The organism is Pseudocolwellia sp. AS88 (genome assembly GCF_030551755.1).
Taxonomy (GTDB): Bacteria; Pseudomonadota; Gammaproteobacteria; order Enterobacterales; family Alteromonadaceae; genus Pseudocolwellia.
In genome coordinates this window covers 57,595-82,945 of sequence record NZ_JAUPEC010000011.1, presented here as the reverse complement: position 1 = coordinate 82,945, position 25,351 = coordinate 57,595, and the positions used below count along the sequence as shown (strand labels likewise).

At 36.0% G+C, this 25,351-nt stretch carries 19 protein-coding genes and 1 pseudogene; 11 read left to right on the top strand and 9 right to left on the bottom strand.

Annotated elements, in window-relative coordinates:
- Positions 1–12: 12 nt before the first annotated feature.
- A complete protein-coding gene (locus Q5N69_RS09795) occupies positions 13–3,348 on the bottom strand; it encodes a TonB-dependent receptor (protein ID WP_304368720.1) in 3,336 nt (1,111 codons plus the stop codon).
- Positions 3,349–3,581: 233 nt separating this feature from the next.
- Between Q5N69_RS09795 and Q5N69_RS09790 the strand changes: the two genes are divergently transcribed.
- The 6 genes from Q5N69_RS09790 (at position 3,582) to Q5N69_RS09765 (ending at position 10,657) form a co-directional block, all read left to right on the top strand.
- Positions 3,582–4,166, top strand: a complete 585-nt coding sequence (locus tag Q5N69_RS09790) for an RNA polymerase sigma factor (RefSeq protein WP_304368719.1) — start codon at positions 3,582–3,584, stop codon at positions 4,164–4,166.
- A 1-nt stretch (position 4,167) separates the two neighbouring features.
- Entirely contained in the window at positions 4,168–5,238 is a 1,071-nt protein-coding gene (locus Q5N69_RS09785; protein WP_304368718.1) for a FecR family protein, read from the top strand.
- A gap of 56 nt (positions 5,239–5,294) precedes the next feature.
- The gene (locus Q5N69_RS09780; protein ID WP_304368717.1) at positions 5,295–7,115 is read left to right on the top strand and encodes an arylsulfatase; all 1,821 of its coding nucleotides are present in this window, start codon (positions 5,295–5,297) and stop codon (positions 7,113–7,115) included.
- Between the two features lie 88 nt (positions 7,116–7,203).
- Positions 7,204–8,454: an MFS transporter gene (locus Q5N69_RS09775; RefSeq protein WP_304368716.1), complete on the top strand. Its 1,251-nt coding sequence runs from the start codon at positions 7,204–7,206 to the stop codon at positions 8,452–8,454.
- Between the two features lie 1,037 nt (positions 8,455–9,491).
- Positions 9,492–9,647: a hypothetical protein gene (locus Q5N69_RS09770; RefSeq protein ID WP_304368715.1), complete on the top strand. Its 156-nt coding sequence runs from the start codon at positions 9,492–9,494 to the stop codon at positions 9,645–9,647.
- Positions 9,648–9,724: 77 nt separating this feature from the next.
- Positions 9,725–10,657: an IS4 family transposase gene (locus Q5N69_RS09765; RefSeq protein ID WP_304368714.1), complete on the top strand. Its 933-nt coding sequence runs from the start codon at positions 9,725–9,727 to the stop codon at positions 10,655–10,657.
- A 199-nt stretch (positions 10,658–10,856) separates the two neighbouring features.
- On the opposite strand, the gene Q5N69_RS09760 is transcribed toward Q5N69_RS09765, so the two are convergent.
- On the bottom strand, positions 10,857–13,784 hold the full coding sequence (locus tag Q5N69_RS09760; protein ID WP_304368713.1) for a TonB-dependent receptor: 2,928 nt from the start codon (positions 13,782–13,784) through the stop codon (positions 10,857–10,859).
- A gap of 449 nt (positions 13,785–14,233) precedes the next feature.
- Between Q5N69_RS09760 and Q5N69_RS09755 the strand changes: the two genes are divergently transcribed.
- On the top strand, positions 14,234–14,566 hold the full coding sequence (locus Q5N69_RS09755; RefSeq protein WP_304368712.1) for a circularly permuted type 2 ATP-grasp protein: 333 nt from the start codon (positions 14,234–14,236) through the stop codon (positions 14,564–14,566).
- A gap of 305 nt (positions 14,567–14,871) precedes the next feature.
- On the opposite strand, the pseudogene Q5N69_RS18370 reads toward Q5N69_RS09755, so the two are convergent.
- Positions 14,872–15,267, bottom strand: a pseudogene (locus Q5N69_RS18370) (YfbR-like 5'-deoxynucleotidase).
- A 36-nt stretch (positions 15,268–15,303) separates the two neighbouring features.
- Here Q5N69_RS18370 and Q5N69_RS09750 point away from each other — a divergent pair.
- A complete protein-coding gene (locus Q5N69_RS09750) occupies positions 15,304–15,504 on the top strand; it encodes a hypothetical protein (protein ID WP_304368711.1) in 201 nt (66 codons plus the stop codon).
- Positions 15,505–15,619: 115 nt separating this feature from the next.
- Here Q5N69_RS09750 and Q5N69_RS09745 read toward each other — a convergent pair whose 3' ends face one another.
- The 4 genes from Q5N69_RS09745 to Q5N69_RS09730 form a co-directional block, all read right to left on the bottom strand.
- The gene (locus Q5N69_RS09745; protein ID WP_304368710.1) at positions 15,620–17,815 is read right to left on the bottom strand and encodes a multiheme c-type cytochrome; all 2,196 of its coding nucleotides are present in this window, start codon (positions 17,813–17,815) and stop codon (positions 15,620–15,622) included.
- Between the two features lie 280 nt (positions 17,816–18,095).
- Positions 18,096–18,317: an efflux RND transporter permease subunit gene (locus Q5N69_RS09740; RefSeq protein ID WP_304368759.1), complete on the bottom strand. Its 222-nt coding sequence runs from the start codon at positions 18,315–18,317 to the stop codon at positions 18,096–18,098.
- A 1,162-nt stretch (positions 18,318–19,479) separates the two neighbouring features.
- The gene (locus Q5N69_RS09735) at positions 19,480–19,644 is read right to left on the bottom strand and encodes an AAA family ATPase (protein WP_304368709.1); all 165 of its coding nucleotides are present in this window, start codon (positions 19,642–19,644) and stop codon (positions 19,480–19,482) included.
- A gap of 70 nt (positions 19,645–19,714) precedes the next feature.
- Positions 19,715–19,969, bottom strand: a complete 255-nt coding sequence (locus Q5N69_RS09730; protein ID WP_342866531.1) for a helix-turn-helix transcriptional regulator — start codon at positions 19,967–19,969, stop codon at positions 19,715–19,717.
- A 54-nt stretch (positions 19,970–20,023) separates the two neighbouring features.
- Between Q5N69_RS09730 and Q5N69_RS09725 the strand changes: the two genes are divergently transcribed.
- Both Q5N69_RS09725 and Q5N69_RS09720 read left to right on the top strand, forming a co-directional pair.
- Positions 20,024–21,577: a TnsD family Tn7-like transposition protein gene (locus Q5N69_RS09725; protein ID WP_304368708.1), complete on the top strand. Its 1,554-nt coding sequence runs from the start codon at positions 20,024–20,026 to the stop codon at positions 21,575–21,577.
- Positions 21,553–23,181, top strand: coding sequence for a Tn7-like element transposition protein TnsE (locus tag Q5N69_RS09720; RefSeq protein ID WP_304368707.1), 1,629 nt, complete (start codon positions 21,553–21,555; stop codon positions 23,179–23,181). The genes Q5N69_RS09725 and Q5N69_RS09720 overlap by 25 nt, the downstream gene beginning before the upstream one ends.
- Positions 23,182–23,208: 27 nt before the next feature.
- Here Q5N69_RS09720 and Q5N69_RS09715 read toward each other — a convergent pair whose 3' ends face one another.
- Positions 23,209–23,427 carry a hypothetical protein gene (locus Q5N69_RS09715; RefSeq protein ID WP_304368705.1) on the bottom strand — a complete coding sequence of 73 codons (219 nt, stop codon included), beginning with the start codon at positions 23,425–23,427 and terminating at the stop codon, positions 23,209–23,211.
- A gap of 704 nt (positions 23,428–24,131) precedes the next feature.
- Positions 24,132–24,614 carry an IS200/IS605 family transposase gene (gene tnpA, locus Q5N69_RS09710; RefSeq protein ID WP_304368704.1) on the bottom strand — a complete coding sequence of 161 codons (483 nt, stop codon included), beginning with the start codon at positions 24,612–24,614 and terminating at the stop codon, positions 24,132–24,134.
- A 307-nt stretch (positions 24,615–24,921) separates the two neighbouring features.
- On the opposite strand from tnpA, the gene Q5N69_RS09705 reads away from it, so the two are divergent.
- On the top strand, positions 24,922–25,329 hold the full coding sequence (locus tag Q5N69_RS09705; protein ID WP_304368703.1) for a hypothetical protein: 408 nt from the start codon (positions 24,922–24,924) through the stop codon (positions 25,327–25,329).
- Positions 25,330–25,351: the final 22 nt, after the last annotated feature.

The window sequence follows — 25,351 nt, the reverse complement described above, 5'->3', positions numbered from 1 at the left end:
TATTAAAAAATATTAAAAGCTAGCTCTAACACCAAATGAATATCTAGGGCCACTCGATTCTAAAGATAAAAACTGTGATTCGTATCGACCGTGTTGTCTGGTAAATGAATCTGTTAAGTTGGTACCTTCAATAAATACTTGTAAGTCTTTATTAAAATTATAAGCAATTCTTGCATCTAATTGATCGTATTGCTCGGTAAACCATGGTTCAACACCTTGGAAGCGAGCGAAGTACTCTTCACGATTATTATAAGCAATACGTGCTTCAATTTTGGTATCATCATAGAAAATAACAAGGTTCTGAGAATCACCTAAACCAGGCATTGCAATATTATTATCAACAACATTGACATCAAATTCATCTTTTGCATCGACAAACGTTAAGTTTGCAGTCACACCAAAGTAATTGAATGGTTCTGGCAGTGAATCAAAGGTATGCTGGAAACCAATTTCAAAACCATCGACTGTGGTTTCTTCTAAATTACGTGGACGGGTAATATCAAAATAAACAGTGTTTCCTTCAATATTTGTTCTATCTTCCGTAATAAGATCTAAACTATTAGGTTCTGCTAGCGTGATAGGCTCTCTCGCTTTACCACTAACAATAAAACCATCGATATCTTTTCTAAAGTAACCAACCGTTAAATAACTACTATCACTGTAATACCACTCGAAAGATAAATCGTAGTTTTTAGATACAAAAGGGTCTAAGTCAGGGTTACCTGCTGTCGCTTCTAAGCTTGATAAACGAATTTGCTGTGGAAATGCTGGTGCTGGGTTAAGAAACGTCATATCAGGACGCGTTAACGTTTCTGAATAGGCAGCACGTAGAACAATTTCATCTGTGACATCTAATTTAGCGTTTATGCTAGGCAGTATTTTACTGTAATCAGCTCCTACGGTGACGTTTTCAGCTGTACCTAAGGTGCTGACCAATACATCGCCAGTATTCCCCGCTGGCGCTAAATCTTTAAACACACGGTTAGCTCCGGTAGAGTCAACTTTTGTGTCGGTATAACGTACGCCAGCATTAATAATTAGTGGCATATCGGATATTTCAAACTCAAACATCGCGTTTACATAAGCAGAAAAAATATCTTCTTTTACGTTATAACCACGTGAGGGATCAACTTGCGCATCATAACCCGAAATATCAGTAAATTGTGCAGCCGATGTACCCGGTGCTAAACCACCTAATTGGTCACGCATTGCTAACGTGCTTGCTTGTCCGTAATAATCAAAAATAGCTTCAGGGTCAAATTGCACAGAATCATTAGCAAAATCGCCATTAGCTGCACTTAAGAAATTATCACGATTGACTGAAGTAAAGAGTGAAGCAGGTAATGGAATTTGTGTGGGCAGACGATAAAACTGTGGATTAGGTGAGCGCATATTAATCCGTGTTTTTTCTTGTGATGAGCCGATAGCACCAAAGCTTACAAGTGTTAGGTATTCATTATCTAACTCATAACTAAAGTCAACTTTTGCTTCAGTAATATCATCTTCAAAAGTAAAGCCCTCACGTTGAGTAAACCACGAATTTTGATCGTTAACATCAGCAATCGTTACTGGGGCACCTAATGTATAATCAAATTGGTTTACTTCACCGTCACCATTTAGATCAACCGTTGAAGGGGTAAAATTGAAATTAGTTAACAAGGGGGCATCAGTACCTTGGCTATTATCAATACGCTGTAACTTATCACTCGCTCTGACAACGACATAATAATCTTTACCGGCTGCTGGATTTTCAGATTTTGATTGTGATACATCGAAGTTTGCTGTGAATTGATCGGTGATATTCCATTCTAAATTTGCGCCAAACTGACTTGCTGATGCAGGACGGTTTCTTGCTTGGAAAATATTCATTGGTCCTTCAATCATATCGTAGCTAGTAACAACATTGTTTTCATCGACTTTCATATTATGAAGGTCGTTTTTATTCCGATGGGAAATTCTTGAAATTGCTTGTGTTGAAATATCAAAATCCGTATACATTCCATCTACCGTCAGGTGCAGATTATCAGTCATTTCATACTGTACTGTACCGGTATAACCTGTGCGTTTTCTGTCTTCTTCTGTTCGCATAAAGTTATGTTGTCGTTGGTAAATATAACTGCCAACACCATTTCCTGCGCCATCAGCAAAACGCCATAAATCATCGTTACCAATATCCCATGGGTCAAAACGTTGTGAATCTGCAGACCATGATGTTATAGATGAATCTAACGTTGCTTTACGCTCTTGATGTGAAATTGAAAATAAAACACCAAGAGTATCGTCAGCAAAAGTATTACTGATAAAACCGAAAAGGTTAGGCGTAACATCGCCAGTTTTATCTTCGTACGAACCTTTAGCACTAACCACAGCTTTGAATTTGCCAATATCTAATGGGCGTTGTGTTTTTAAATTAATGGTTGAGCCAATCCCCCCTTCTTGTAAAGCAACACTTGATGTTTTAAATACGTCAACGCTGCCCATCAGTTCAGAAGAAATCAAATCAAAATTGAATGCTCTACCTTCAGCATCAGACGCCATACGACGACCATTAACTAATACCGTATTAAATTCAGGACCAAAGCCACGAACCGTTATTTTTTGTCCTTCACCGCCACTTCGATCAACTGATACACCTGAAATACGTTGTAATGATTCGGCTACATTTGAATCAGGAAACTTACCTATATCCTCAGAAACGATACTGTCTTGTATAAAATTACTATTTTTTTTGTAGTCCGCAACAGCTGTTAAACTTTGCCTAATACCGGTAACCGATATTACTTCAATTTCCTCATTATTTTTTGTTGTATTATTTGAATTTTCATCTGCTAGAGTTTGCGCACTGTTAACTGAACTTAATACAGATAATATAGCGCCTGCAACTTTGCTTTTTTTATTATTGAACATATCTTCTCTCTCAAAACTTGGACCTAATAAAATAGATATTTGTCCTTCCTCATCAAAAATCATTTTGAGACTTGTGCCATTAAGTAACAGCTCTAATGCTTTAGTTGAACTGTACCTACCAACAACTGTATTGGTTTTTATATTTTCAATTTTATCCATCGGAAACATAAAAGTAATATCAGCTTGTTCTGCAAAATTAATCAACGATGAGAAAGCCCATTGTTTTGGAATGTTGAAAGCTAATTTCTTTGTGTTCTCTGTCGCAGTAGCTTCATTAAAAAAAGTCATAGCTAAAAATAAAACAAGGATATAATTTCCAATTTTCGTCCATTCCATCAGTACATTTTTTTGATGTACTGGGATAAAAGACGATCGAGATCTATTTTTCCGCCATAGTTTGACTAAAACCAAACCAGATTCAAAACTTTTTAATAACATCATAAATTAATTAATCTCCTGATTTAAATAGAAAATAAACAAAAAATACATAAATTTATTTATTTTTATAGATTAAAAAAATTCACTTACATTATCACAAAAACACAAACATCATATCAAAAATAACTTACTATGTTAAAATTGATAATATCAAAAAACATAAAAAGTAATGGCGGATTTTTTGTCATCAATCGTCTAGTTACTTTATGAAAGCTACGTAGATGAAGTATTAAAAAGTGAGAATCGCTATTAATAATCAAAAAAATAATACATTTACTAAACTGTACCTTGCCTCAAAAGATAGTCTCAGCCGTATAGTTGCTTCTATTGTGCCACCTCATGAAATTGAAGATGTAGTACAAGAGACTTATGTACGTATTTGTCAGGCAAAAAACGTTGAGAAAATATCATCAAAAAAATCATTTATGTTTACTACAGCTAAAAATTTAGCTTTGGACTATCAAAAAAGAGCGGGCACTAGGCTAGTCGACAATAAAGTTGATTGGGATGAACTTGAACAGCTTATCGAAAATAAGCATAACGACCCAGTTTTAAACGATGTAATAACCAATGAAGAATTTTCGAATTTTTGTGAAGCGATTAGGCAATTACCCACGCAATGCAGAAAAGTTTTTGTTCTTAAAAAAGTTTACGGATACACACAAAAAGAAATTGCAAAAAGTATGAATATTAGCGTAAGCACAGTTGAGAAACACATCTCGTCAGGAACCATGCGTTGCATGATGATGGTTCAGCAAGATGATTTATTATCAAATAAAAGCGATGAAATTCAACTAAAAATAAATGGAAGCAGAGGTTAGTATGAATAATATACATGTTCTAAAGCCTATGCGCTTTAGTGAGGAAAAAGTCCTTGAAGATGCATGTGACTGGATTGCAAAAATTGATCGTGGCTTGTCAAAAAGTGAAACAAGTCAATTCCAAGCATGGTTATACGAAAAGCCAGCGCATTTAACGCAAATGCTTAAAACAGCAAAAATGTGGGACAAAATGGATGATTTAGAACGATTGTCTGATATTTTCCCTCAAAATCAGGTGAAACGAAAAAAATCATCAATCGTTTGGGGCTCTCTTGCCGCTTCGTTAATTTTAGCTTTTACATTAACGTTTTATAACGTAGCTGATTTATTTAACACCAATCATAACGTTATAGCGATAAAGCCCATCGAGTCTACATATCAAACTAAAACCGGTGAAATTGACACCATAACATTACCCGACGATAGTGTTTTGGTACTCAACACCAATACCATTGTACATATGAAGTATACAAATAATGTCAGGGTGTTAGAGCTGCAACAAGGTGAAATTCATATTGATGTCGCACACGATAAATCACGACCATTAAGTGTGTTAGCTAACGGTAAAATGATGCAAGCGGTAGGAACCTCTTTCAATGTCGAAGTAACAAAGAAACTTGTCGAGCTTATTGTTACCGAAGGAAAGGTATTAGTTGAAAACAAATCAACTAATCAATTTAAAGCAGATCTCGCCAACCATAAAATAAAACTGCCTAAATCATCTTTAGCAGTGTCTAAAGGTGAAAAAGTTGATCTTGATATTGATAAAAAATCAACTGTAACAAAAGAGGTAGTTAAATTGGCACCTATCGATATTATTACTTCTTTATCTTGGCAAGAACGTAAATTAATTTTTAGAGGTGAAACATTAGCCTATGTGGTAGATGAAATTGGCCGGTATACCGACTTAAAAATTGAGTTAGATAATGACGAAAAATTGAAAAAAACGAATGTAATAGGCGTGTTTAAAACGGGCGATGTAACCGAGTTACTCGCTGAATTTAAAAAACATTTCAATATTACTCATAAAAAAACAAGCAATAATAAAATTAAGCTTTATTTCGCAAGTTAGTTAATCCGTTTGGTATCAATATCAATACCATTTAACTTTAGGACTTAAAACCAAAGATGAAAACAACTAATAATAAAATATCGTTAATTAAAGTCGTATATTTATATACTTTTTTAATTACCTTGCTGGTGGTTAACCCATTCAGTCAAACCGCATCCTATGCGAAAGATAAACCCAATATTGTGATAATGATGACGGATGACCAAGGATATGGTGATATTGGCGCGCATGGTAATCCCTATTTAAAAACACCTAATATTGAAGCCATTGGTGAACAAGGGCTTGAGATGACTAATTTCATGACCTACCCAAATTGTTCAGCAACGCGTGCCGGTCTTTTAACTGGTCGTTATCCTTATCGCACAGGTGTTACAGCGGTAACCCAAGTTGACCACTTCATGCGTGGTACTGAAATAACTATAGCTGAAGTTTTAAGTGATAATGGCTACAGAACGGGTATTTTTGGTAAATGGCATTTAGGTGACAATCATCCAATGCGACCAACAGATCAAGGCTTCCAAGAAGCTTTAGTGCATAAAGGTGGAGGTATTGGTCAAGCGGCTGGTCCAGCTAATAACACTTACTTTAACCCAATTCTTGAACACAATAATGTATCTAAAAAATACGAAGGTTACAGTGACGATATTTTTGCTGATGCTGCCATGGATTTTATGGCCAAAAAGGACGGTAAACCATTTTTACTTTATTTAGCGACAAACTTACCTCATTTGCCTCTTCAGGTTCCTGATAAATTAGCAGAGCCATACCGTAAAATAGGACTTCATGAAGATAATGCTTTGGTTTACGGCATGATCGATAGTATTGATTATAATGTTGGCCGTGTAATTGCGAGACTTAAAGAATTAGGGCTTGAAGAAAATACCATTGTTCTTTTCTTATCTGATAATGGCCCTCGTCACCGGAGAACTAAAAATGATTACTTTCCGGGTCGTTGGGTAGCAAATTTACGTGGCACTAAAACCAGTGTATATGATGCGGGTATCAAAGTGCCATTTTATGTGCAATGGCCAGGTAAAATCGAACCTCAAAAGCAAGCTAAAAACATGGGGACTATTCTTGATTTATTCCCAACGCTTTTAGATGCTGCGGATGTTGATGTACCAAAAAACATTAAAATTGACGGGCAGTCGTTATTACCACTATGGACTAAAGGTGAAACTAAAAACCTTGAGCAACGTGATTTCTTCGTGCAAATGCATTACGGACCAACCCCTTTTAAATATATGCATTTCAACTTAAGAACCCCAAAATATAAGTTGGTAAGCCCGCATAACTTTCCTCACGGTATTGTTCATCAACCTACCGATAATATCCTTAAAAATGTGGTTAAAAACTTAGAGCTTTACGACATGGAAAATGATCCAAGTGAACGTATTAATATTGCTTCTAAACATCCTGATATTGTAGAAGCAATGTTAGAGCGTTACGAAAACTGGTTTGATGAAGTCACTGAAGAACGCGATGCTGCAGGTATTGAACGTATATCATTAGGTACTAAGGCACAGCCAAACGTTAACTTATCTCGTTTTGATTGGGGTGGGCCACGTGTAATCTCTCGTTTTGATTATGGTGGGGCACGTGTTATTGAAGATAACCAATTGGGTTACTGGCAAGTTCGCAGTAAAAAAGGACGTTATAACGTTTCATATGATTTACCTGAATTAACAAGCGACGGTATTGCCCATTTAAAATATAAAAATGTACATTTACAAAAACCCGTTAAAAAAGGACAAAAGAAAGTAAATTTTACTCGCGTTAAATTACCTGAAGGTGAAGGTAATTTCCACGCTTATATTAAAATGGACAGGCTACCCGTAGGTCCATTATTTGTTGATGTTAACCGTATCAAAAAATAGTTAATCGTTAGCCTTAGGCATTCATGTTAAGCATCATGAATGCTTTTTTATTAAATAAAAAATAACAATCTCCCTATAGGAAGCTCGTATGAGTACCGACAAAAGTCATCAAAAATCTAAAGAAAGATTTAAAGTACTAACACTGATTTTTTTAAGTGTAGTGATTAATTACATGGACAGAAGCAACATGGCCGTAGCTGCTCCACTATTATCTGCGGAGCTTGGTTTTACTACCGTTCATATGGGCTATATATTTGCCGCTTTTGGTGTAACGTATGCATTAATGCAAATACCCGGCGGTATATTAGTTGATTATGTTAAGCCTCGTATTCTCTATCCTTTTATATTAACTGCATGGTCACTTGCGACTCTAGTTCAAGGTTTTGTGAGTAGTATTGCTGCACTGATTGGTTGTCGAATGGCTATTGGTGTATTTGAAGCGCCTTCATATCCAGCAAACAATAAAATTGTAACCGCATGGTTTAGTGAAGAAGAACGTGCTTCAGCAATTGCGGCTTATACCTCTGGTCAATTTATTGGTTTAGCTTTTTTAACGCCTGTGCTTCTTATGATTCAAGCAAGCTTTGGCTGGAGAGGATTGTTTATAATTTCAGGTTTAATTGGTATTGTTTGGGCTGCTATCTGGTATTTTGTTTATCGCGATCCAAGTGATGTGAATGAAGTGCCTAAAGAAGATCGACCTAAAAAAGAAGTTGTTGTTTTTGAATGGAAAAATTTAAAAGAAGCTTTTTCTCATAAAAAATTATGGGGTATTTATATAGGTCAATTCTGTTTAGGTGGTTTGTTAATATTCTTTTTAACTTGGTTTCCTACGTACTTAATGGAGTTTAAAGGATTTAGCACACTTAAAACGGGATTCTTAGGTTCTATTCCCTATATATTTGCTTTTTTTGGTGTGCTTATTTCTGGCACACTTTCAGACTTTTTAGTACGTAAAGGTGTATCTAAAGAAATCTCTCGTAAAGCACCAATTATTACCGGAATGCTACTTTCAACCAGTATAGTGGGTGCAAATTATGTTGAAAGTGAATTTGCTGTTATTGCATTATTATCACTAGCATTTTTTGGCAATGGTCTAGCATCAATCACTTGGGTGTTTGTTTCATTATTAGCGCCTGAGCGTATGGTAGGTCTTGTTGGTGGTTGCTTTAACTTTATCGGTGGCTTATCAGGTGTGATTGTTCCTATTATTATAGGTTACTTAGTTGAAGGTGGTGACTTCAAACCTGCATTGCTCTTTATTGGTATGCTTGCTTTAATTGGTTTAAGTAGTTACTTATTTTTAGTAGGTAAAGTTGAACAAATAGAAGTTAAATAACGTTTATATTAATTTCTTAACATAAAGGCTTTAAATAAAGCCTTTATGTTATTCCCTTGGTAATACATATTATTTTTTATACTGATAACCTCTGCTTATAAACAAGTAGCTGTCATTAATATGGTCTTAATGAATAACCTAAAGACCATCCTAGGTTAACACTTCCGAATCTTCTGATTAGAATTAATTATAATTAAAGTAATCGTAGTATGCGTTATTGAAGCTATTCCAACGACTAATGTCAACTATTGATGTCCTACTTTGATAGAAGAAGGTTGGATATTCAACCTACTCTATCACAGGTTCATTGGTCAGCTTACAATACGTTAACGATAGAATAAAAAAATAATTTTAAATTACTAAGCACCTAAGACACTTTTCATAGAAGCCACCAGCATATTACCCGTTAAAGTAAGAGTCCGCCGTAAATGAGATGGCGCTATAGGGGAGATTTAGATACAAATGGACGTTAAAATCTTTTACTTACTGAGCGTCCACATAAAGTTTTTATATAGTGGAGTGAAAGCGGTACTTTTCAAAACCAGTTAAGTTAATTAAAGGTGATATGCATGGCATGGCACTGCAATTACGAATTCTGATTATGGAAGATTGTGTTAAAGGTTTCTCACGGATAACAAATGAGGCATATGTTGAGGTCTAATTGGTTGGGTTTATCTCAAAGTAGTTTACGCCAAGCATAAAAAGTACACACGTTAACCTTTGTATTCCACCAAAACTGAATGATTGTTAAATCACTAAGTTGTTACTGTTCAAAAATATTTTGCTAGTGCTGTATTTTTTTGTTTATTAAAAATGACCTCATGTTAATTTTCTGAGGTCATTATGCGAAGGCTTCATTAATATTGGTATGTGGGGCTAATTACCCATTTACATAATGACACTATTGATTGGCTTAAAATTTAAATAGAAAAAAGACTCCACTAAGGTCAATGCCGATCAGTTAAGAAAATGACCTGTTGACCGATCCAAACGCTCATGCAAAATCCGTAGTTAGGAAATGAACTACGGATTTTTTTGTGAATATAGAACATGCACTGCAAGCAACACTTGAAGAAAGCAACCGATACCATACCTTTCAAAAATTATCAGAAATTCTTGACCCTGAAATAATTGAACAAGGCTTTCAACAAGCAGAGATTGCTACCATTCGTAAGCGAAGGTTACCGCTTTAGGCTGTTTTATGGTCAATTATAGCATGGCACTATTTCGAAAAGAATCGGTTTGAAATATCGCCAATAAGCTAGACATCATGTTACCTGGCAAAAAACAACTCGTTGCTCCAAGTGCAATTGTACAAGCGAGGGAAAGGTTAGGTGATGACTCCGTTAAACACGTTTTCAACAAATCTGCTCAATCAATGTATAAGCAACAGTCATTCGAAACATGGAATGGTTTGAATCTATTAGTGGTTGACGGTGTTGTGTGGCGAACAGCCGCCCCCCCTGACAATCGTAAAGCATTCTCTTCTGGTAGCAACCAAGACGGTGATGCAGCGTTTCCTCAAATACGCATGGTCTGTCATATGGAATTGACCAGCCATCAACAGCTAAGTAGCGAGTTTGATAACTATAAAACCAACGAGATTAAATTAGCTGAGCGTTTAATTGAACGTACACCAGATAATTCACTGACTATGTTTGATAAAGGATATTATTATTTAGGCCTGTTAAATAATTGGCACCAAACTGGTAATATGAGGCACTGGCTGATACCAACAAGGCCCGACTTACAGTATGAAATCATCTCTAGCGCGGGTAAAAATGATCATATCATTGAATTGAAAACAACCAAGCATGCACAAAAAAACGTTCCATATGTTCCTGAAATGATTAAAGCGAGATCAGTCAGTAAAACAATAAAGGGCAAAAGCTACCGTATATTAACCTCGATGACGGATAGATTGCGTTATCCAGGTAATGAAATTGTTGAATTATATTGTCATCGTTGGGAGATAGAACTTGGGTTTAGAGAAATCAAACAGACAATGCTTGATAGCTCATACCATTTGAGAAGTAAGCATCCAGACATGGTCCGTGAGGAGCTATGGGGCGTGTTATTCGCCTATAATTTAATACAAAGAATAATGACGATGGCGGCGACAGTCACAGAGATATGGCCTAACCAGCTTAGTTTCTCAGCAGTTCGATGGCTGTCATTCAGTATTTCTCGTCAGTATCTATAATGAGTCCAGGGAACACTCCAATACACTGGTCTTATTTAAGGTTCCAACTAGACGAAAAGATAGAAGAAATCACCCGATGGGTGAAGCCAAAACCATCTAAGTATCCCCTAAAAAAGAAAAATGCCAGTCAGCTTAACTGACTGGCATTGACCAATAAGGAGCCTTAAACTCAAACAATTGTTACACTCGTTGCGTATTTCTAGAAAGTAACTCTTGCACCAAGTACATATCGAGCGCCCGGATCTTCGATACCAACAAAGCGACTATCAATTCTACCTTCTCTTTTCACAAAAGAATTAGTTAAATTCGATCCTTCAAAAAATACTTGATAGTTCTCTCCGATATTCCAAGCGATACGAGCATCTAGTTGACTAAAATCATCAGTAAATACAGGCTCTAATCCTTGACGACCACTAAAGAATCGATCACGTTGGTTGTAAGCAATACGTGCTTCAAACACACTATCATCGTAGAATAGAACAAAATTTTGTGAATCACCTAAACCAGGTAATGCAACAGCAGATTCAATGTTGTTGTCATCTACTTTGTCGTCAGAATCAACATACGTTAAGTTTGCACTCACACCAACGTGCTGTAGTAATCCTGGTAAGTTATCAAAGATATGCTGGAACGATATCTCAATACCATCAACTACTGTCGAATTAAGATTACGCGGACGCTCAATGTTTAAGAAAATAGTATCACCATCAATATCAGTGCGATCTTCAGTTACCTCATCAAGTCTATTTCCTGCAGGTAGAGTTAGTCCTTCCCTTGCTTCTGCTCGTGAAATAAAAGCCGAAACATTCTTTTTGAAATATCCTACGCTAATAACGGAGCTATCTGCAAAGTAGTATTCTGCAGAAATATCATAGTTATCAGACAAGAATGGGTCTAAATCAGGATTACCAGAACTAGCGCTCAAATCTGAAAGTCGTAACTCTGCTGCAGTGTTAATACCAGGGTTAAGATCTGTCAGGCTTGGGCGAGTGAGAGATTTAGAGTAAGACGTTCTCAATATAATTTCATCTGTAATATTTAGTTTAGCACTAATAGACGGAAGGAAATGATGATAATCTCCAGTCTGAGAAATAGACTGAGCTGGTTGCCTTGTGCTTAACAAAATGTCCTCTCTACTTGGTGCTGGGAAGATAGTTGCAAACGGTTCAGCAAAGGCTGAGGATGTTGTTTCTGTTTGCGTATAACGAAAGCCTGTATTAACGATAAGGTTCATATCGGCAATCTCAGCAGTAAATTTGGCGTTTGCATAAACCGCCATAATTTCTTCATCGATAACAAACCCATTCCTAGGCAAATCAATGGCGTTAAAACCTACTCCACCGTCAGCTCTTGGATTTTCTGGATCAAACCCTAATCGAGCAGCACTTGTTCCTGGTGCTAATCCATTTAGTGAATCGCGTTGAGCAAGTGCTTCAGGAGATTCTAAATAGTCAATAATCTCTTCAGGGTTATATTCAAGATACTGAGAAAGAACTGTTGTGTTAGTACCATCAAGGAAATTTGAGTTATTTTGTAATGTAAACAAGTTAGCAGGAAGAGGAATTTGCGATTGCAAGTAAGCGTTACTAACACCACCACCACCACCTGGAGTGCGGCCCTCTGAACGAGTTTTTTCTTGCTCAGCATAATACCCACCAAAAGTGATTATTTCTAATGGCCCTTTATCAACATACCAAGTAAAGTCAGAGCGGAATTCAAAAACCTCATCTGTATTTCCTTGACCTTCACGAGTACCAAACCAAGAATGGGTATCATTTGGATCTGGTGCAAGGATTTCATTTCCAACAATCCGGTCAAGGTTGTTAATTTCACCGTCACCATTTAGATCTGTATCCGAAAGTTCAAACTCAAAGTTCTGGAATATAGGTGAGTCACCACCTTGAGTGAAATCATAACGTTGAACAGCTTCAGGGCCTGCAACTACAAAGAAGAAATCCTTACCAGCCGAGTCGTCTTCAGCTTTTGATAATGATAGGTCAAAAACTGCGCCGAAGTTATCGCTGATATCCCACTCAAGATTAGCCCCCACCTGCCAAAGTTCGGATGCTCGATTGTCTTCAACTGCGGCTTGGAAAGGACGGCCAATTTGATCCCATTTAACAAGGATATTGTTCTCGTCAGTTACTGCATTATTAAAAGAAGCACGCTCGTTAAACATAAAAATATGCGTCGTTTGGTTGGAAATATCAAACTTACTATACAAACTGTCTACTGTCAGAAGAGCATTGTCAGATAGTGTAAACTGAAGAACACCTGTTAAACCAATGCGGTCACGTTCTTGTTCTTCACGTGCAAAACGAAGTTGTTGCTGATTTTTGTATCGTCCAACTCCGTTACCTACACCATCAGCAAATAACACTGACGCATCGTCTGCGCCGTTAATTTCAAACCTTGCCGTATCGTTTATAAAGTTACCGGCGTGAACAGCATCTTGAGAAGATTGACGTTCTTGATAAGATAGAGAAAATAATGCACCAATGTTACCATCTGCAAAAACATTACTGTACAAGCCAAAAAATTGTGGTGCGACACTACCAGAGTTGTCTTCATAAACCGCCCTTGTACTTATAATTGCTTTTTCTTTTCCAATACTAAGAGGTTTTTGTAACTGAAGGTCGATTGTTGAACCAATCCCTCCTGCTTGTAAATGTGCAGGTGCAGATTTATAAACATCTACCCCCCCAATCAGTTCAGCACCTAGTAGATCAAAACGAAAGTTACGGCCCGCAGTATCGGTTGCAAGTCTACGACCACCAACTAAAACTGAATTAAAGGCTGGACCAAAGCCACGTACACTTACTTGAGCACCTTCGCCACCGGCTCTATCAATAGCAACACCAGGAATTCGTTGTAATGATTCAGCCACGTTTGTGTCTGGAAATTTTCCGATGTCTTCTGCCACAATACTGTCGATAAGTTCATCACTGTTTCTTTTGCGATTCAAGCTTTGACTTAAACTCGCTTTGATACCCGTAACGGTAATTATTTCTACATCATTAGCTTTATTACCTTGCTCTTCTGCATGAACTGCTCCACTAGTAATGCACTGCGCAACAGCAATTGCGATTGCTGTGTTTTTCCACAAAGTTGTATGTTTAGTTTGCATCGATTGATATCCCCTTGATATTTGAATTATTGTTAGTTATCACTACTTTTCACCAGTAGATATTCCTGATCTTTTAGTCAGAACAACTAACATAGTTAAACATATGATGTTTATATAATCAATAACAATAAATTTTAATATTAAAACCTTCATATTTTTTGTCATAGGTCTTATATCCAGGATTGTCGATAGTTATGTGTATCTTAATTAAATACGTTAATCATTTAATACTTATGAATTAACAGTTAGCTAAAGCTCTTGAATTTTATTGTATGTATTTCGAACAGCCTTTTGTATTATTTACTACGTCTATAAATATTTTCAACAAAATGACGACATTTTTATAAATAACAGTAGATATATCTTGGCCTTTCACATGATTCACCATATAAGGAATAATCGGCTTCGCTGACAAAGCTCTAGACTTTGGTTCAAGACTTTATGAATCCGTGCATGAGATTAAAATTATCACCTTTAGATATAACGACAAAGCTGAACGTGAGTATGTTCTAGAAAACATTACCAATATGGCTGTAAAACCTGCCGATGAGTCAGGTTGTTATGGCATATTAATTGGCCCTCATGCATCTAGGCTGAGCATAATAAATTTAAAAACTCATTATCGCTCCCCTCGTAACTATAGTAGCGCAACCAATGTTAAACCCCTATTGACAACTCCAACTATGGGTAATACATGTTTACAGTCTCGACATTTAAATTTAAGGTTCTTTATTTTGTCTGGTAAAGACATCAAGGCCACTATGGGGGGTTGGATCGCGTGAATCTATGGTCTTGAACTCATCACAAGGTTGTGGCAGCAAGTTCTTTTAAGTCTACTAAATAGAATTTAGTCTTTAAATGCTAAAGCTGACGAAAACCTAGCATATAACAATTTTTTTCAGACTATTACACAATCAAAAAATGAAGTTAGTTAATAGCATTGATTGAACACAACACTTAGAAATGAATAAATTGCTTTTGTATTGTGTATACAACTTTGTAAAGAAATTAAATGTAATGACATTCACTACATTTAATTATTATCTATTAAGTGATTGCAGATAAAACATCCTTAAATCCGCATCAATTACCCATCCAAATCCGTTAATTGATCTACAGAAGAAGTACAAGGTTCTAAAAATATTTTTATAAGATATTCAACCTCTAGCATATCGCGTTTTGATGAGTTGATCTTATTATCCAAGTTTTCTTTGATGTGAGAAAACTCCAAATTATTGAATCTCAATTCGTTATTTGCTTTGATTAGAGCTGCTAAAATGTCTTCAGTTTTAACTATATCTTTATAAACCGGATCTACCTGATCCTGAGCAAGTAAATCTTAAAATTCATCTCTGATGTCTTCAGGTATTGTCTCTAAACATTCCTTTTCAACTATTTTCTCTAACTTTTTATATTCTTTGGTAAATTCGGGGTTGTTATATTTTACTTTTGATGAAAGAACCTGAAGTTTTGTCTGTGAAATTTCATACTATATTGCAATGGTTTAGCATCTGAGCGCATGGTCGGTCTTATTGGTGGTTACTGTAACTTTATCGGCGGTTTATCAGGTGTGATTGTTCCTATTATTATAGGTTACTTAGTTGGAGGTAGTGACTATAAACCTGCACTACTCTTTATTGGTATGCTTACTTTAATTGGTTTAAGTAGTTACTTATTTCTAGTAGGTAAAGTTGAACCAATAGAAATTAAACAATGTTAATTATATTGTTTATAAAAACATAAAGGCCTTAGTCGAGCAATCAATTAAGGCCTTTTATTATTTCAATTGATAATATTTCTTTATTTTTAAAACGTCTAATGTTTGCTTAACAAACTTAAATAGAATTAAAGTAATCATAGTCTTTTCTATTATTTAATTTTTGCGATAGATACAAGCCCAACTCTTTTAGTTGCCCATTGTTTTGATAGTTCATGATCAGCGTTTTTAATTTTGCCAAAGCTTGATTAGCCTGCCCTGCACCATCTAGCGCTAAAATATACGTATAAGCATATTGAGGGTTACCAGGCATTAATGTCATTGCTTGTTCAAAAAGGGTTATTCCTTTTTCTATCTTTTTCTGACGAACAAAATATAAACCATAAGCGTAATGTAAATCTGCTGATTTAGGATTGTTTTTAATCCCTTTTGACAAGACAGAAGCTACCTGAAATGGCTTTTGTTGAGCACGGTAAATATCGGCTAAATTAATGTAACCTGTTTCAAAATACGGATCGACTTTGATGGCATTTATAAATGATTTCTCTGCAGCACTGATGTTGTTCATTTCAATTGCTAGAACACCTTGATTCGCTATCCCTTCACCACGCCAACTATTAATTTGGTTAGAATTAATTAAGGCTTTGAATGCTTTATCAAACAGAGGCTTATCAGTTGATAATAATTCACTGGTAACCAAACCCCTTGCCGCTGCGACTCTTATTGCTTTGTATTGATCTTGTAACAATAATGAGAGGTATTTCACCCTATCTTTAAGGGGCAATAATGTAGCAACATTCGCAGCACTTAACCTAATTAACCCTTCAGAATGGCTTAGATAAGGCGCCAAAACATCGGCGGTTATTGTTTGCGTGGTATAACTCAGTAATTGAAGGGCGGTCGCTCTACTAATGATATCGAGTTTATCATCAGAAATTATCGATAAATGTTGGGCAATACTGACCGTTTGACCTGAATTTAGTACCATCAAATATTCTTTACTGGTTGTTATAGGCTTAGGTTGACCATGCCATTTCACTAAACTTTCACTTGCCCACTGATTAGATTTATCATCATGACATTTTGTACAAGCATTCGGGGTGTTAAACGCTTGAGAAATATCAGGACGAGGAATTTTAAAGCTATGATCACGTCTGTCATCAACACCCATATATCTATTGTCAGGCATATGGCAATTGACACACTGTGCGCCGCTAGAATCGTTATCATGCTGATGATGTTCTTTTACGTTATAAACCTCACCGCCATGACATTGTAGGCATAATCCATTACCTTCTATCTTTAACTTCATGGTGTGTTTGTCGTGGCAATCGATACAATTAACGCCAGCTGTATACATTTTACTTTGTAAAAATGAGCCATAGACATAAACTTCTTCTTTGATTTGACCATCTGCATGATAATTGGGTGATGATAAAAGCTGCGGGCTAAATTGATCTAAAAACGGCGTGTTAGGCTTAATACCATCGTTTAAAGGTGAACGTAATGAATGACAAGCAAAACAACCATCCATAAACTTATTATCACGCTTTTCACCTTGCCAATGTGCCGTTTTATCACCAAGGTTTCTTAACCATTGCCCTGTGGGATGTTTAGAAGAGGTAGTATCAGCGCTAACATTACGTTTTACGGCTTTTTTTGAATGATCAGTCATATCGCCATGGCACGATAAACAGCCAACATTAATGTTATCAAACTGCGTGTTAAAACTATTATCTTTCATCTCATAGTTTCTAACCAAGCCATCAGAATGACAATCGGCACACATACCATTCCAGTTTTGTAATGGTTGACGCCAATGCAACCTGTCTTCAGGTCTTATTTCCTCATGACTATAGTTGTGATACCACCTTTGGCCACCATCTACTTTTTTTCTTGCATCCCAAGCAAACGGTAAAACATGTAACTTACCTTTTTCAGTCTCCACTAAATATTGTTGAAGCGGGAAATGACCAAAGGTATATCTAATTGGATATGTATCGGCTTTATCATGGTAGGACATTGTTACTTGATAGCGATCATCTTTAATAAAAAAATGCGCTTTTTGTCCGTAATGCTCAACCTGTTTATTGTTAAAGTCAGCTAATATCGTTGTTTTTTCGGCAATGGCCATCGCTTTACTATGATCGGATTGTTGCCAATCATATTGTGACTTCTCATGGCATGAAACGCACTGTTGATTTGAAATTGATTTAGATTTTTTAAAGTCGTGCTCTACAATATTCGATGCTTGCACTGAGACTATAAAAAATAAACTAATTAAAATAACGCTAAAAAAACGATAAAATTTCAAAATTTCACTTACCTTTTAAATAACTTAACAAAATAATTAACTTCATCTTAAAGGGTCATTATACCCATCTATGTGGGGGAAACTTGCATTAATTCTTGCCCGATAAGCCCCACCCCTTTAACAATCCAAGTAAAGCTATTATAAGTAGCTCTTCAAAGAGTTCCTCTAATTTCCGTTCACGTGCACAGAACGTTACCCTTAATACCGTCGCCCGTACTTTGATCTTTATTGAGTAAAAGGTTTGTTCCTTCAGATTTTTGTAGTTTGACATCTTGATTAATCACAAGATACAGAGACGGTAATACGAACAAACAAGTGTCGTGAATACAATGCCAAAACCTAATGAAACCGCCATAGGAACAACAAACTGGGCTTGCCTTGATGTTTCAAAAACCATCGGCGCTAAACCACAAAAGGCCGTTATAGTGGTTAATAAAACAGGACGGATACGCCTTCTACACGCTTCCTTTATTGCCTGTATAGTAGGAGAACCTTGCTCCATTTTTTTGTTAGCATATTCCACTAAAATTAAGCTGTCATTTACGACTACACGGGCAACTTAATCCCATAATTATCCCTTTTCAATTGAAATAAAAATTCTCACTTATGATGAAATCCTTTTCTTAATTAATTAGCTATTAATTCGTTGATTTGATCTTAATTTTTAAAAATTATCACAACATTACCTTCTTTACATAAACATACTACCATTTTAAATATAATATGAACAATCTATTCATTGTCGAGATTACTCTTGGCCATAGACAGTGTTAGTTGATCTGCCATGCGTGTATTAGGAGTAATAACTCTTTTATTATCTAATGATTCAGTATGCATCGTTACATTCCATTTATTAATTAATTTATAAATAGAACGTAACAAGCTTATTAGAATAGATTTGAAAGGGGGGGATACATAAAAGTTAGCCTAAAGCCCTATTTATAGGCCTTAGCTAACATATTATGATTTGAATGAAATCACTTTCTCAGAGAGAACGAGTTCTAGAATATTGTGGTTAGGGAAATTTTGCAGTTCAATCAGTCAAATCAGAAAGAGAAGCTGGTACATTGGCCGAGCTGTTAAGTAAAATTGATTTTCTCAGGTCTAACCTAGAACATATCAAACTGCTATGAGTAGCAATTATTATTTGGTTGTCGTGAGCATTTTCCACTTGATTTATTAGTTTAGACATACCTTTGAGGTGATTGTCCTTAAATGTAGTTTTTTGCTGTCTATATTGATTCTTTAAACTGTAGCGCAGAGGTTGCTCTACAGTAGCTTCATACATTGATTTTATATATTGGCTGTTTGCATACTTACTGTTAATTTGAGTGCTATCTAAGGATAAATAGCGCAAAAACTTTCGATATCCAGTCTATGCCTCACCACTAAATGAAATAAACTTAGCGATGTAAAATTCAAATAGAAAGTTATTGCCTTCGGTTTCCAGTATTTGACTTATTTCTTTACTCAAATCTTCGTTTGGCTCACAGATTAATTGGAGTACATCGGCAGAGCTATCTTCACTGTTACATCTACCATTCAAGTCATGGTTGCCAGTATCATTTAGGAATAGTTCAATGTAAAAATGAGGAAGTTTTTCAATTTTTTTATCGCCCGCTAAAAACTCTGTAACAACATCAGCATTCCAATTCCAAAGCTCTCTACTTTCGCCTTACTTCGCTTAGTGTAAGCTCTATGGCTGTTAATATTGAGCTTTTTCCAGCCTCATTATCTCCAATCAGAATATTTCTATCAGGGCCAAAATTAAGTTCATATAGCTTGAATTTTTTAAAATTTTTGAGTGTTACTTTTATGATGTGTGGCATACATTCCATTCCTTGGTTGTTCAAATTGCATTTATTTAGCAAACCAAATCTTGCAGTTTCGATTTAATTATTATTTTCTGAGAATTTTAAGTCCAACCTCTGCTTCAATCTCCAGCGCATTACAATACTGCACGTATTCATGAACTGACAAGTTTCGCTGCCCATTTTCGATTTTACTCACAAACTGGAATGGTTCGTCAAGCATCTCACCCAGTTGCCTTACTGTTAATCGTTTCTCAAGACGTGATTTTTTAAGCCATGCGATCAGCTTTAAATAGCCTTGGTGATTTGTTGATTTAAACATTTGTCCCCAAAAACGTGACAAAAACTTGTGTCCTCATTATGATGACAAAACCATTTGTCCCGAAATTAGGGAATAGTGACAACATTACCTTTTTTTCCAAAACTATATGAGCACGAACTTTTCTATAGCGGATTAGCTAGATATAAAGTGCGGTGTGGGGTATTGACCGATAAGCAATTGCTATTTGATGTATTTGATAAGCGTACGATCTTCGCTTCACCTGAAATACCCAATGGACTTGAGGCTGCAATTGCTAATATTAGACCAAAAATGAGGTGTTCAGGGTTAGATATTATTGAAAATCACACTTTATATCCGTTATATACAGGCCTAAGTCCAGAAAATATAAGAAACAAAATTAAGAATGAAATGCTCAGCTCTGTAAATAATACCTATACCACTGCTGCTGGGTTAGCTGCTTGTATGCTGAAAACTTTTCCGTATATGCGATATTGTTCAGAGTGCGTGAAAGACCAGTTAGCCATGCACGGCGAACCATTTTGGGATAGACGTTGGTTTGGAATATTTACTACATGCTGTCCTATTCATGGATTGACATTCCAATCTACAAATATATTAATCCATGATTTTTCTAGACACGCATTTATTCCGTTAGTAGATGTAGTCTTCGATCAATATGGTGTTGAAAAAAACAAGGCTAAATGGCAAGAGCAGCACATGTCAAAGGCCGCTACAAAAATCATTTCATCTAGTCATACGCTTAATATCTCATTCGACAAATTAACTGATTTCTATCGGTCTATTGCATATGAACATAATTTCAATAAAAGAAGTTCGATTGATCAGTTAGCTGTTGCATCATTTGTCAGACAATTTTGGAAACAACAGTGGTTAGTTGACCGAGGATTCGGAGATCAAGATTTTGATACAAGACTCGCATATATTTTTCGGAAGCATCGCAAACAACATCAATATCCATATCATATTATTGCTGGATTGCCTTTTTTTAATGGTGATATTGAAAAATGGTGGAATGCTCTGTTGGCCACAAATATGCCTAAAAACGCGAGTCAAAGCTTACCTCAAGTGATTAACCTACCAATAAACACCTCTGAAATTCTTGACCTAAAACAGTCATGGTTAACTCTGGTAAAGCAGTACGGACCAAAAAAATCTCGATATCTAAATACTGAAAGTTATAACCTCTACACCAAACTTTATCGCAATGATAAGACTTGGTTACTTGAAGTAAATGCTCAAAACAGAATCATCAGAGAGAATAAAAACTGCCGGGTAAATTGGTGTAAAAGAGATATTTTAACAGTAAAGCAACTATTTAAAATTTTAAATAGTGCAGATGATACCTACTCCCCAAGGCGCTCAAAAAGATGGTTTCTCTCTCAATTATCTAATTCAGCGAGTATTGAACACAATCTATACCGATTACCTAAGTGTACAGCTTTTCTTAATAGCTATAATGAAACGGTAGAGGAGTATCAATGCAGACGACTTACCCAAGTTACCCTTAATCTTGCCAATAAAAAAAAACGCTTTGAACCTTGGCAACTTTATAGAAGTGCTAGAATTAATGCTCAAAGAAACATATCATCTACAGTCATTAAAGTAGCTGTTTGGTGTCATAATTGGTTGATAGTGCATATAAAATAAAGGGCGTTGAAGAAAATGATCAATTGCTCTACATCGGTGGAATCTTTAGGTTTTTTGGTAATAGTGAATGGTATGTCCAAGTTAGATTCAGTAAATCAAAGAAAAAAGCTGTTCTAGCATCTCTGATTCCAGACCTCTGTGTAGGCCGTTATTATAACGTCACTGATATCTTTGATACCCAAGCTAAATCAAAAAAAATAATAATTAAATGGAGTGATGTTAAAGCAAGAGCAAATGGAAAGACGCTTGGTCTAAATCCAATCAACGGATTAAACAGAAATGAAAAATATTTTCTATTGCAGAAAAAAAATGCATGGTTAGCTATACCTCAACTTGAACTTGCTAGAAGTTTATTTCTGCAAAACAATAAAATGTTTGGTTATGCATTATCACCAGTGGCGTTAAATATTGATTTTCGGAGAGCAAACGTATCTCAAAGTAACTTGATGATAGAAGTAATGGATTCAGTGCAATTGTCTAAAGGGCAATTTGAAAAATGTTTTAACGCAACACAACTCGCCTATACTCTTTGTGACTCGTCAGCCTTGAGTTCATTTATCTCAATTCATGAAAACTTTCGATTGAAGCAAAATACTTCAAAGGTAGATGGGTGTAAAGTGACTTGGTGGAATTTCTGTTTTAATTTGCCTAATTTAAAAAAGGTAAAAATGGAACTGCTGCTGTCAGAGCATATTTCAACTTATCAAGGGCAAAATCTATATATCGCTAACGAGATTAAGAGCATTATAGGTATTCCGCATAACCTCCCTGTAGAAATTGAATTTATTAGTCAAAAATGGGCAAAAGTGAGTGTTTCTCAATCAACATTAAATGAAGAAAAGCTAGAAGTTGCGGGTGAGTTCATCATAGACGATGAACAAGGGGCGAGCAGTTTTTCGCCAACTAAAATTATTTCTTCTAATGGAATCGGCACGTTTTCTCTTTCACCAAATCGTTCAGCTAGAACTAAATCATCGAAGGGGAAAGTTCGAGTCATAAATGAAAGCAGTGAAGCAGAAGCGAGCGGCTCAGAACTAATTAGTACAGATCTTCCGACACTTTTAGGTTCCGCAAGTGCGGCAATTTTTGTTGCAACAACAAAAGATGATAATGGGGATGACAAAAATATATTTGATAATTTTAGGTCGATGTTGAAAAAACTATGCGAAGAGTCAGGTTTATCATTAACTGAACTTAGAATACAAAAATTACGAAAAATTGGTCGTTTCAAATCACATATGAAGAAAGATGGTACAGGTATAAGAAAAGCCGCAGTAGCTCACCTAACTAACCCATCTGTAAATTTTGAAACAATTACCCTAATTGAGATTGACCAAAGTGACTTTCCAAACACAGGCAGTAAAAAAAATATTTCTACACTAGTTTTTAAATTTACGCACCTCGATGATGCTCGCGCAAAGGTTGAAACTATTCTTGATGAATTGATAATACAATCGATCGCTTGGCCAAGAGATTTTTTTAAACAAAATAAAATCAGTACGCAATTTGTTAATCATCCAAAAAATTATCGGATAGAAAAAGCAGACATTGATGTAATTGATAGGTGGGTTGTAAATACCCAAAAAAAAATTGAACAGTTGTGAGTTAATATAAATTAAGGAGGCTAAAAGTCAGCACAACAAGCATATTTCAGCTACAAAACATCCATTCTCCAAGTGGCCAAGAGATACACTTCCTTCGTTTTTCTCACAGGCAATATAGTCGGGGAAATCAGGGTTGATTCCATAAAGTGTTTCGCCTTTTGCTAGTAACTCTTTACGCAATGCACCTGATTGGCTATCACGTTCAATCTCTTCACTAAGTGCCATTATATCTATGTCATCAATCATATTTCAGCTCACTATATCTTTATTTCCTAATATCCTCTATATCAAGCAATTGGCATTAAAATCATGGTTTTTAGCAAATGCTTGGACTTTGGCTTCCGTCCTGTTTAAATAACGCTTATAGCGGCAAAAGAAACCATAAACACTCTCATTATCTTTTCGTATCGCTCGAAGGGCGTTTAAGCCACCGTCGATGTGAAATATCGACCATTTATAGGGTAGCGTTACATTGCTCGTGTACGAATTCTGGAAGTATCTCTAGAACTGATGAAGTCGATTTTATTTCGAACGCAGATTTACAATATAGTATTTAAAGACTTCGATGAGCAGTGGTATGAACAAGTATAGCGCACCATTAATATGTCGTCATGCTTAAGCTTAGATTTAAAGTGGAAGTACCTTTAAGTTTAAATGTGCCGGAAATTTTTATCGTTTGGTTTAAGCTATCCTCAACTACAAAGCTATATGTGTGATTTATACATATTTATCTTGTGGCTGAGGCTCACGAAAATTAGTCCCTCCTATAGTATTGTTGATAATGGTCTTTGTTGGCGTGTACAAACTGTCGATCGGAAAAAACCAAAATTTCAGAGGTTTTATATTAACTAACATTAGTAAAGTTTCGATTCCCTTCTGAAACACATGAGCTAGAAGAAGTTAAATCCTTTTTTTATTCGATAAATATCTCGGCCGCAAGCGACCGAGTTTTAAAACAAATCCAGCTGATCTGAGTTAATTTCTTTACGATCTAATTCAATCAGTTGGTTTTGAACATATTTCCGAATAACTTCTTCAGTGGCATTTCCAATAGTTTCAACAAAGAAACTTTGAGTCCACAATTTACCACCCCAGAAATATTTCTTTATAATTTCAGGATAAATCCTGAAAAATTCACGTGCTGTGATACTTTTAATTATTTGCATTACATCACTTGGTGATTGCTTCGGTATTCCCCTAATCACCATATGAATATGATCTTCTGGTATTTCTAATTCAACTATATCGATATCGTAATCATATCCAACTTTCTGAATTATCGCTTTCATCGTAGAACGATAAGGCTCATTGAATACTTTGTGACGATACTTAGGTATCCAAACAAAGTGATACATTAATCGATAAACATGATGTGTATTTCTTTGAGTTTCCATGAGCAGAATAGTATTTACTGGGGTGCCCCCAGTATACACTATCCAGCACGGGGGCAAGCCCCCGAGATTTACGCTTCGCTAGTTAAAAGGGGATGTCAATCGGAGTATCGCTTAAAGAGTTACATCCCTTATTAAAAGGTTATATGAACTCTTTTTACAATAGACAACGTTTGCATTCGAGTTTAGGATATAAAACACCTACTGTGTATGAATTAGCAGTAACTTAAAATAGAAGTGTCCATTTTATCGAGGGAAGTCCAATCGTCAAGATGAATTTAGTGAGGAATTAAACGAGTATTTCATTGAAAATGGGATCGGCTGGAAGCTAGTAGACGGTTTAATTGAAATGAGAGGCCCTGAAGCGTTTGAAGTAATCATCAAAGATGCTAGAACTAAGGAACTGGAATCTGGTAATGAGACAGCCAGCAACGAACTGCACGAAGCTATCAGGGACTTATCTAGACGACCTAAACCTGATTCCACTGGCGCTATTCAACACGCTATGGCGTCACTTGAATGCGTTGCAAGAGAAGTATCTGGTGCTCGAAATGCAAACTTAGGTGATATTCTCAAACGGGGACAAGTTGAAATTCCGCCGCCTCTCGATGAAGCAGTCAAAAAAGCATGGGGATTTGCCTCTGAGTTTGGGCGGCATATCCGTGAAGGAAGAGAACCTAAACAATCTGAAGCGCAACTTATCGTTGGAATTTGCGCTTCTGTGGGGCATTTCTTGTTGTCGTCTGAGTCCAACTGAACAACAAAGCTAATCATCAATT

Excerpts from the sequence above, each read along its gene's own strand:
- Q5N69_RS09765 (WP_304368714.1), top strand. The coding sequence starts at position 9,725 with ATGTTACCTGGCAAAAAACAACTCGTTGCTCCAAGTGCAATTGTACAA.
- Q5N69_RS09705 (WP_304368703.1), top strand. The coding sequence starts at position 24,922 with ATGAGAGGCCCTGAAGCGTTTGAAGTAATCATCAAAGATGCTAGAACT.
- Q5N69_RS09785 (WP_304368718.1), top strand. The coding sequence starts at position 4,168 with ATGAATAATATACATGTTCTAAAGCCTATGCGCTTTAGTGAGGAAAAA.
- Q5N69_RS09740 (WP_304368759.1), bottom strand. The coding sequence starts at position 18,317 with ATGGAGCAAGGTTCTCCTACTATACAGGCAATAAAGGAAGCGTGTAGA.
- Q5N69_RS09750 (WP_304368711.1), top strand. The coding sequence starts at position 15,304 with ATGGTCGGTCTTATTGGTGGTTACTGTAACTTTATCGGCGGTTTATCA.
- Q5N69_RS09760 (WP_304368713.1), bottom strand. The coding sequence starts at position 13,784 with ATGCAAACTAAACATACAACTTTGTGGAAAAACACAGCAATCGCAATT.
- Q5N69_RS09715 (WP_304368705.1), bottom strand. The coding sequence starts at position 23,427 with ATGATTGATGACATAGATATAATGGCACTTAGTGAAGAGATTGAACGT.
- Q5N69_RS09735 (WP_304368709.1), bottom strand. The coding sequence starts at position 19,644 with ATGCCACACATCATAAAAGTAACACTCAAAAATTTTAAAAAATTCAAG.
- Q5N69_RS09780 (WP_304368717.1), top strand. The coding sequence starts at position 5,295 with ATGAAAACAACTAATAATAAAATATCGTTAATTAAAGTCGTATATTTA.
- Q5N69_RS09795 (WP_304368720.1), bottom strand. The coding sequence starts at position 3,348 with ATGATGTTATTAAAAAGTTTTGAATCTGGTTTGGTTTTAGTCAAACTA.
- Q5N69_RS09775 (WP_304368716.1), top strand. The coding sequence starts at position 7,204 with ATGAGTACCGACAAAAGTCATCAAAAATCTAAAGAAAGATTTAAAGTA.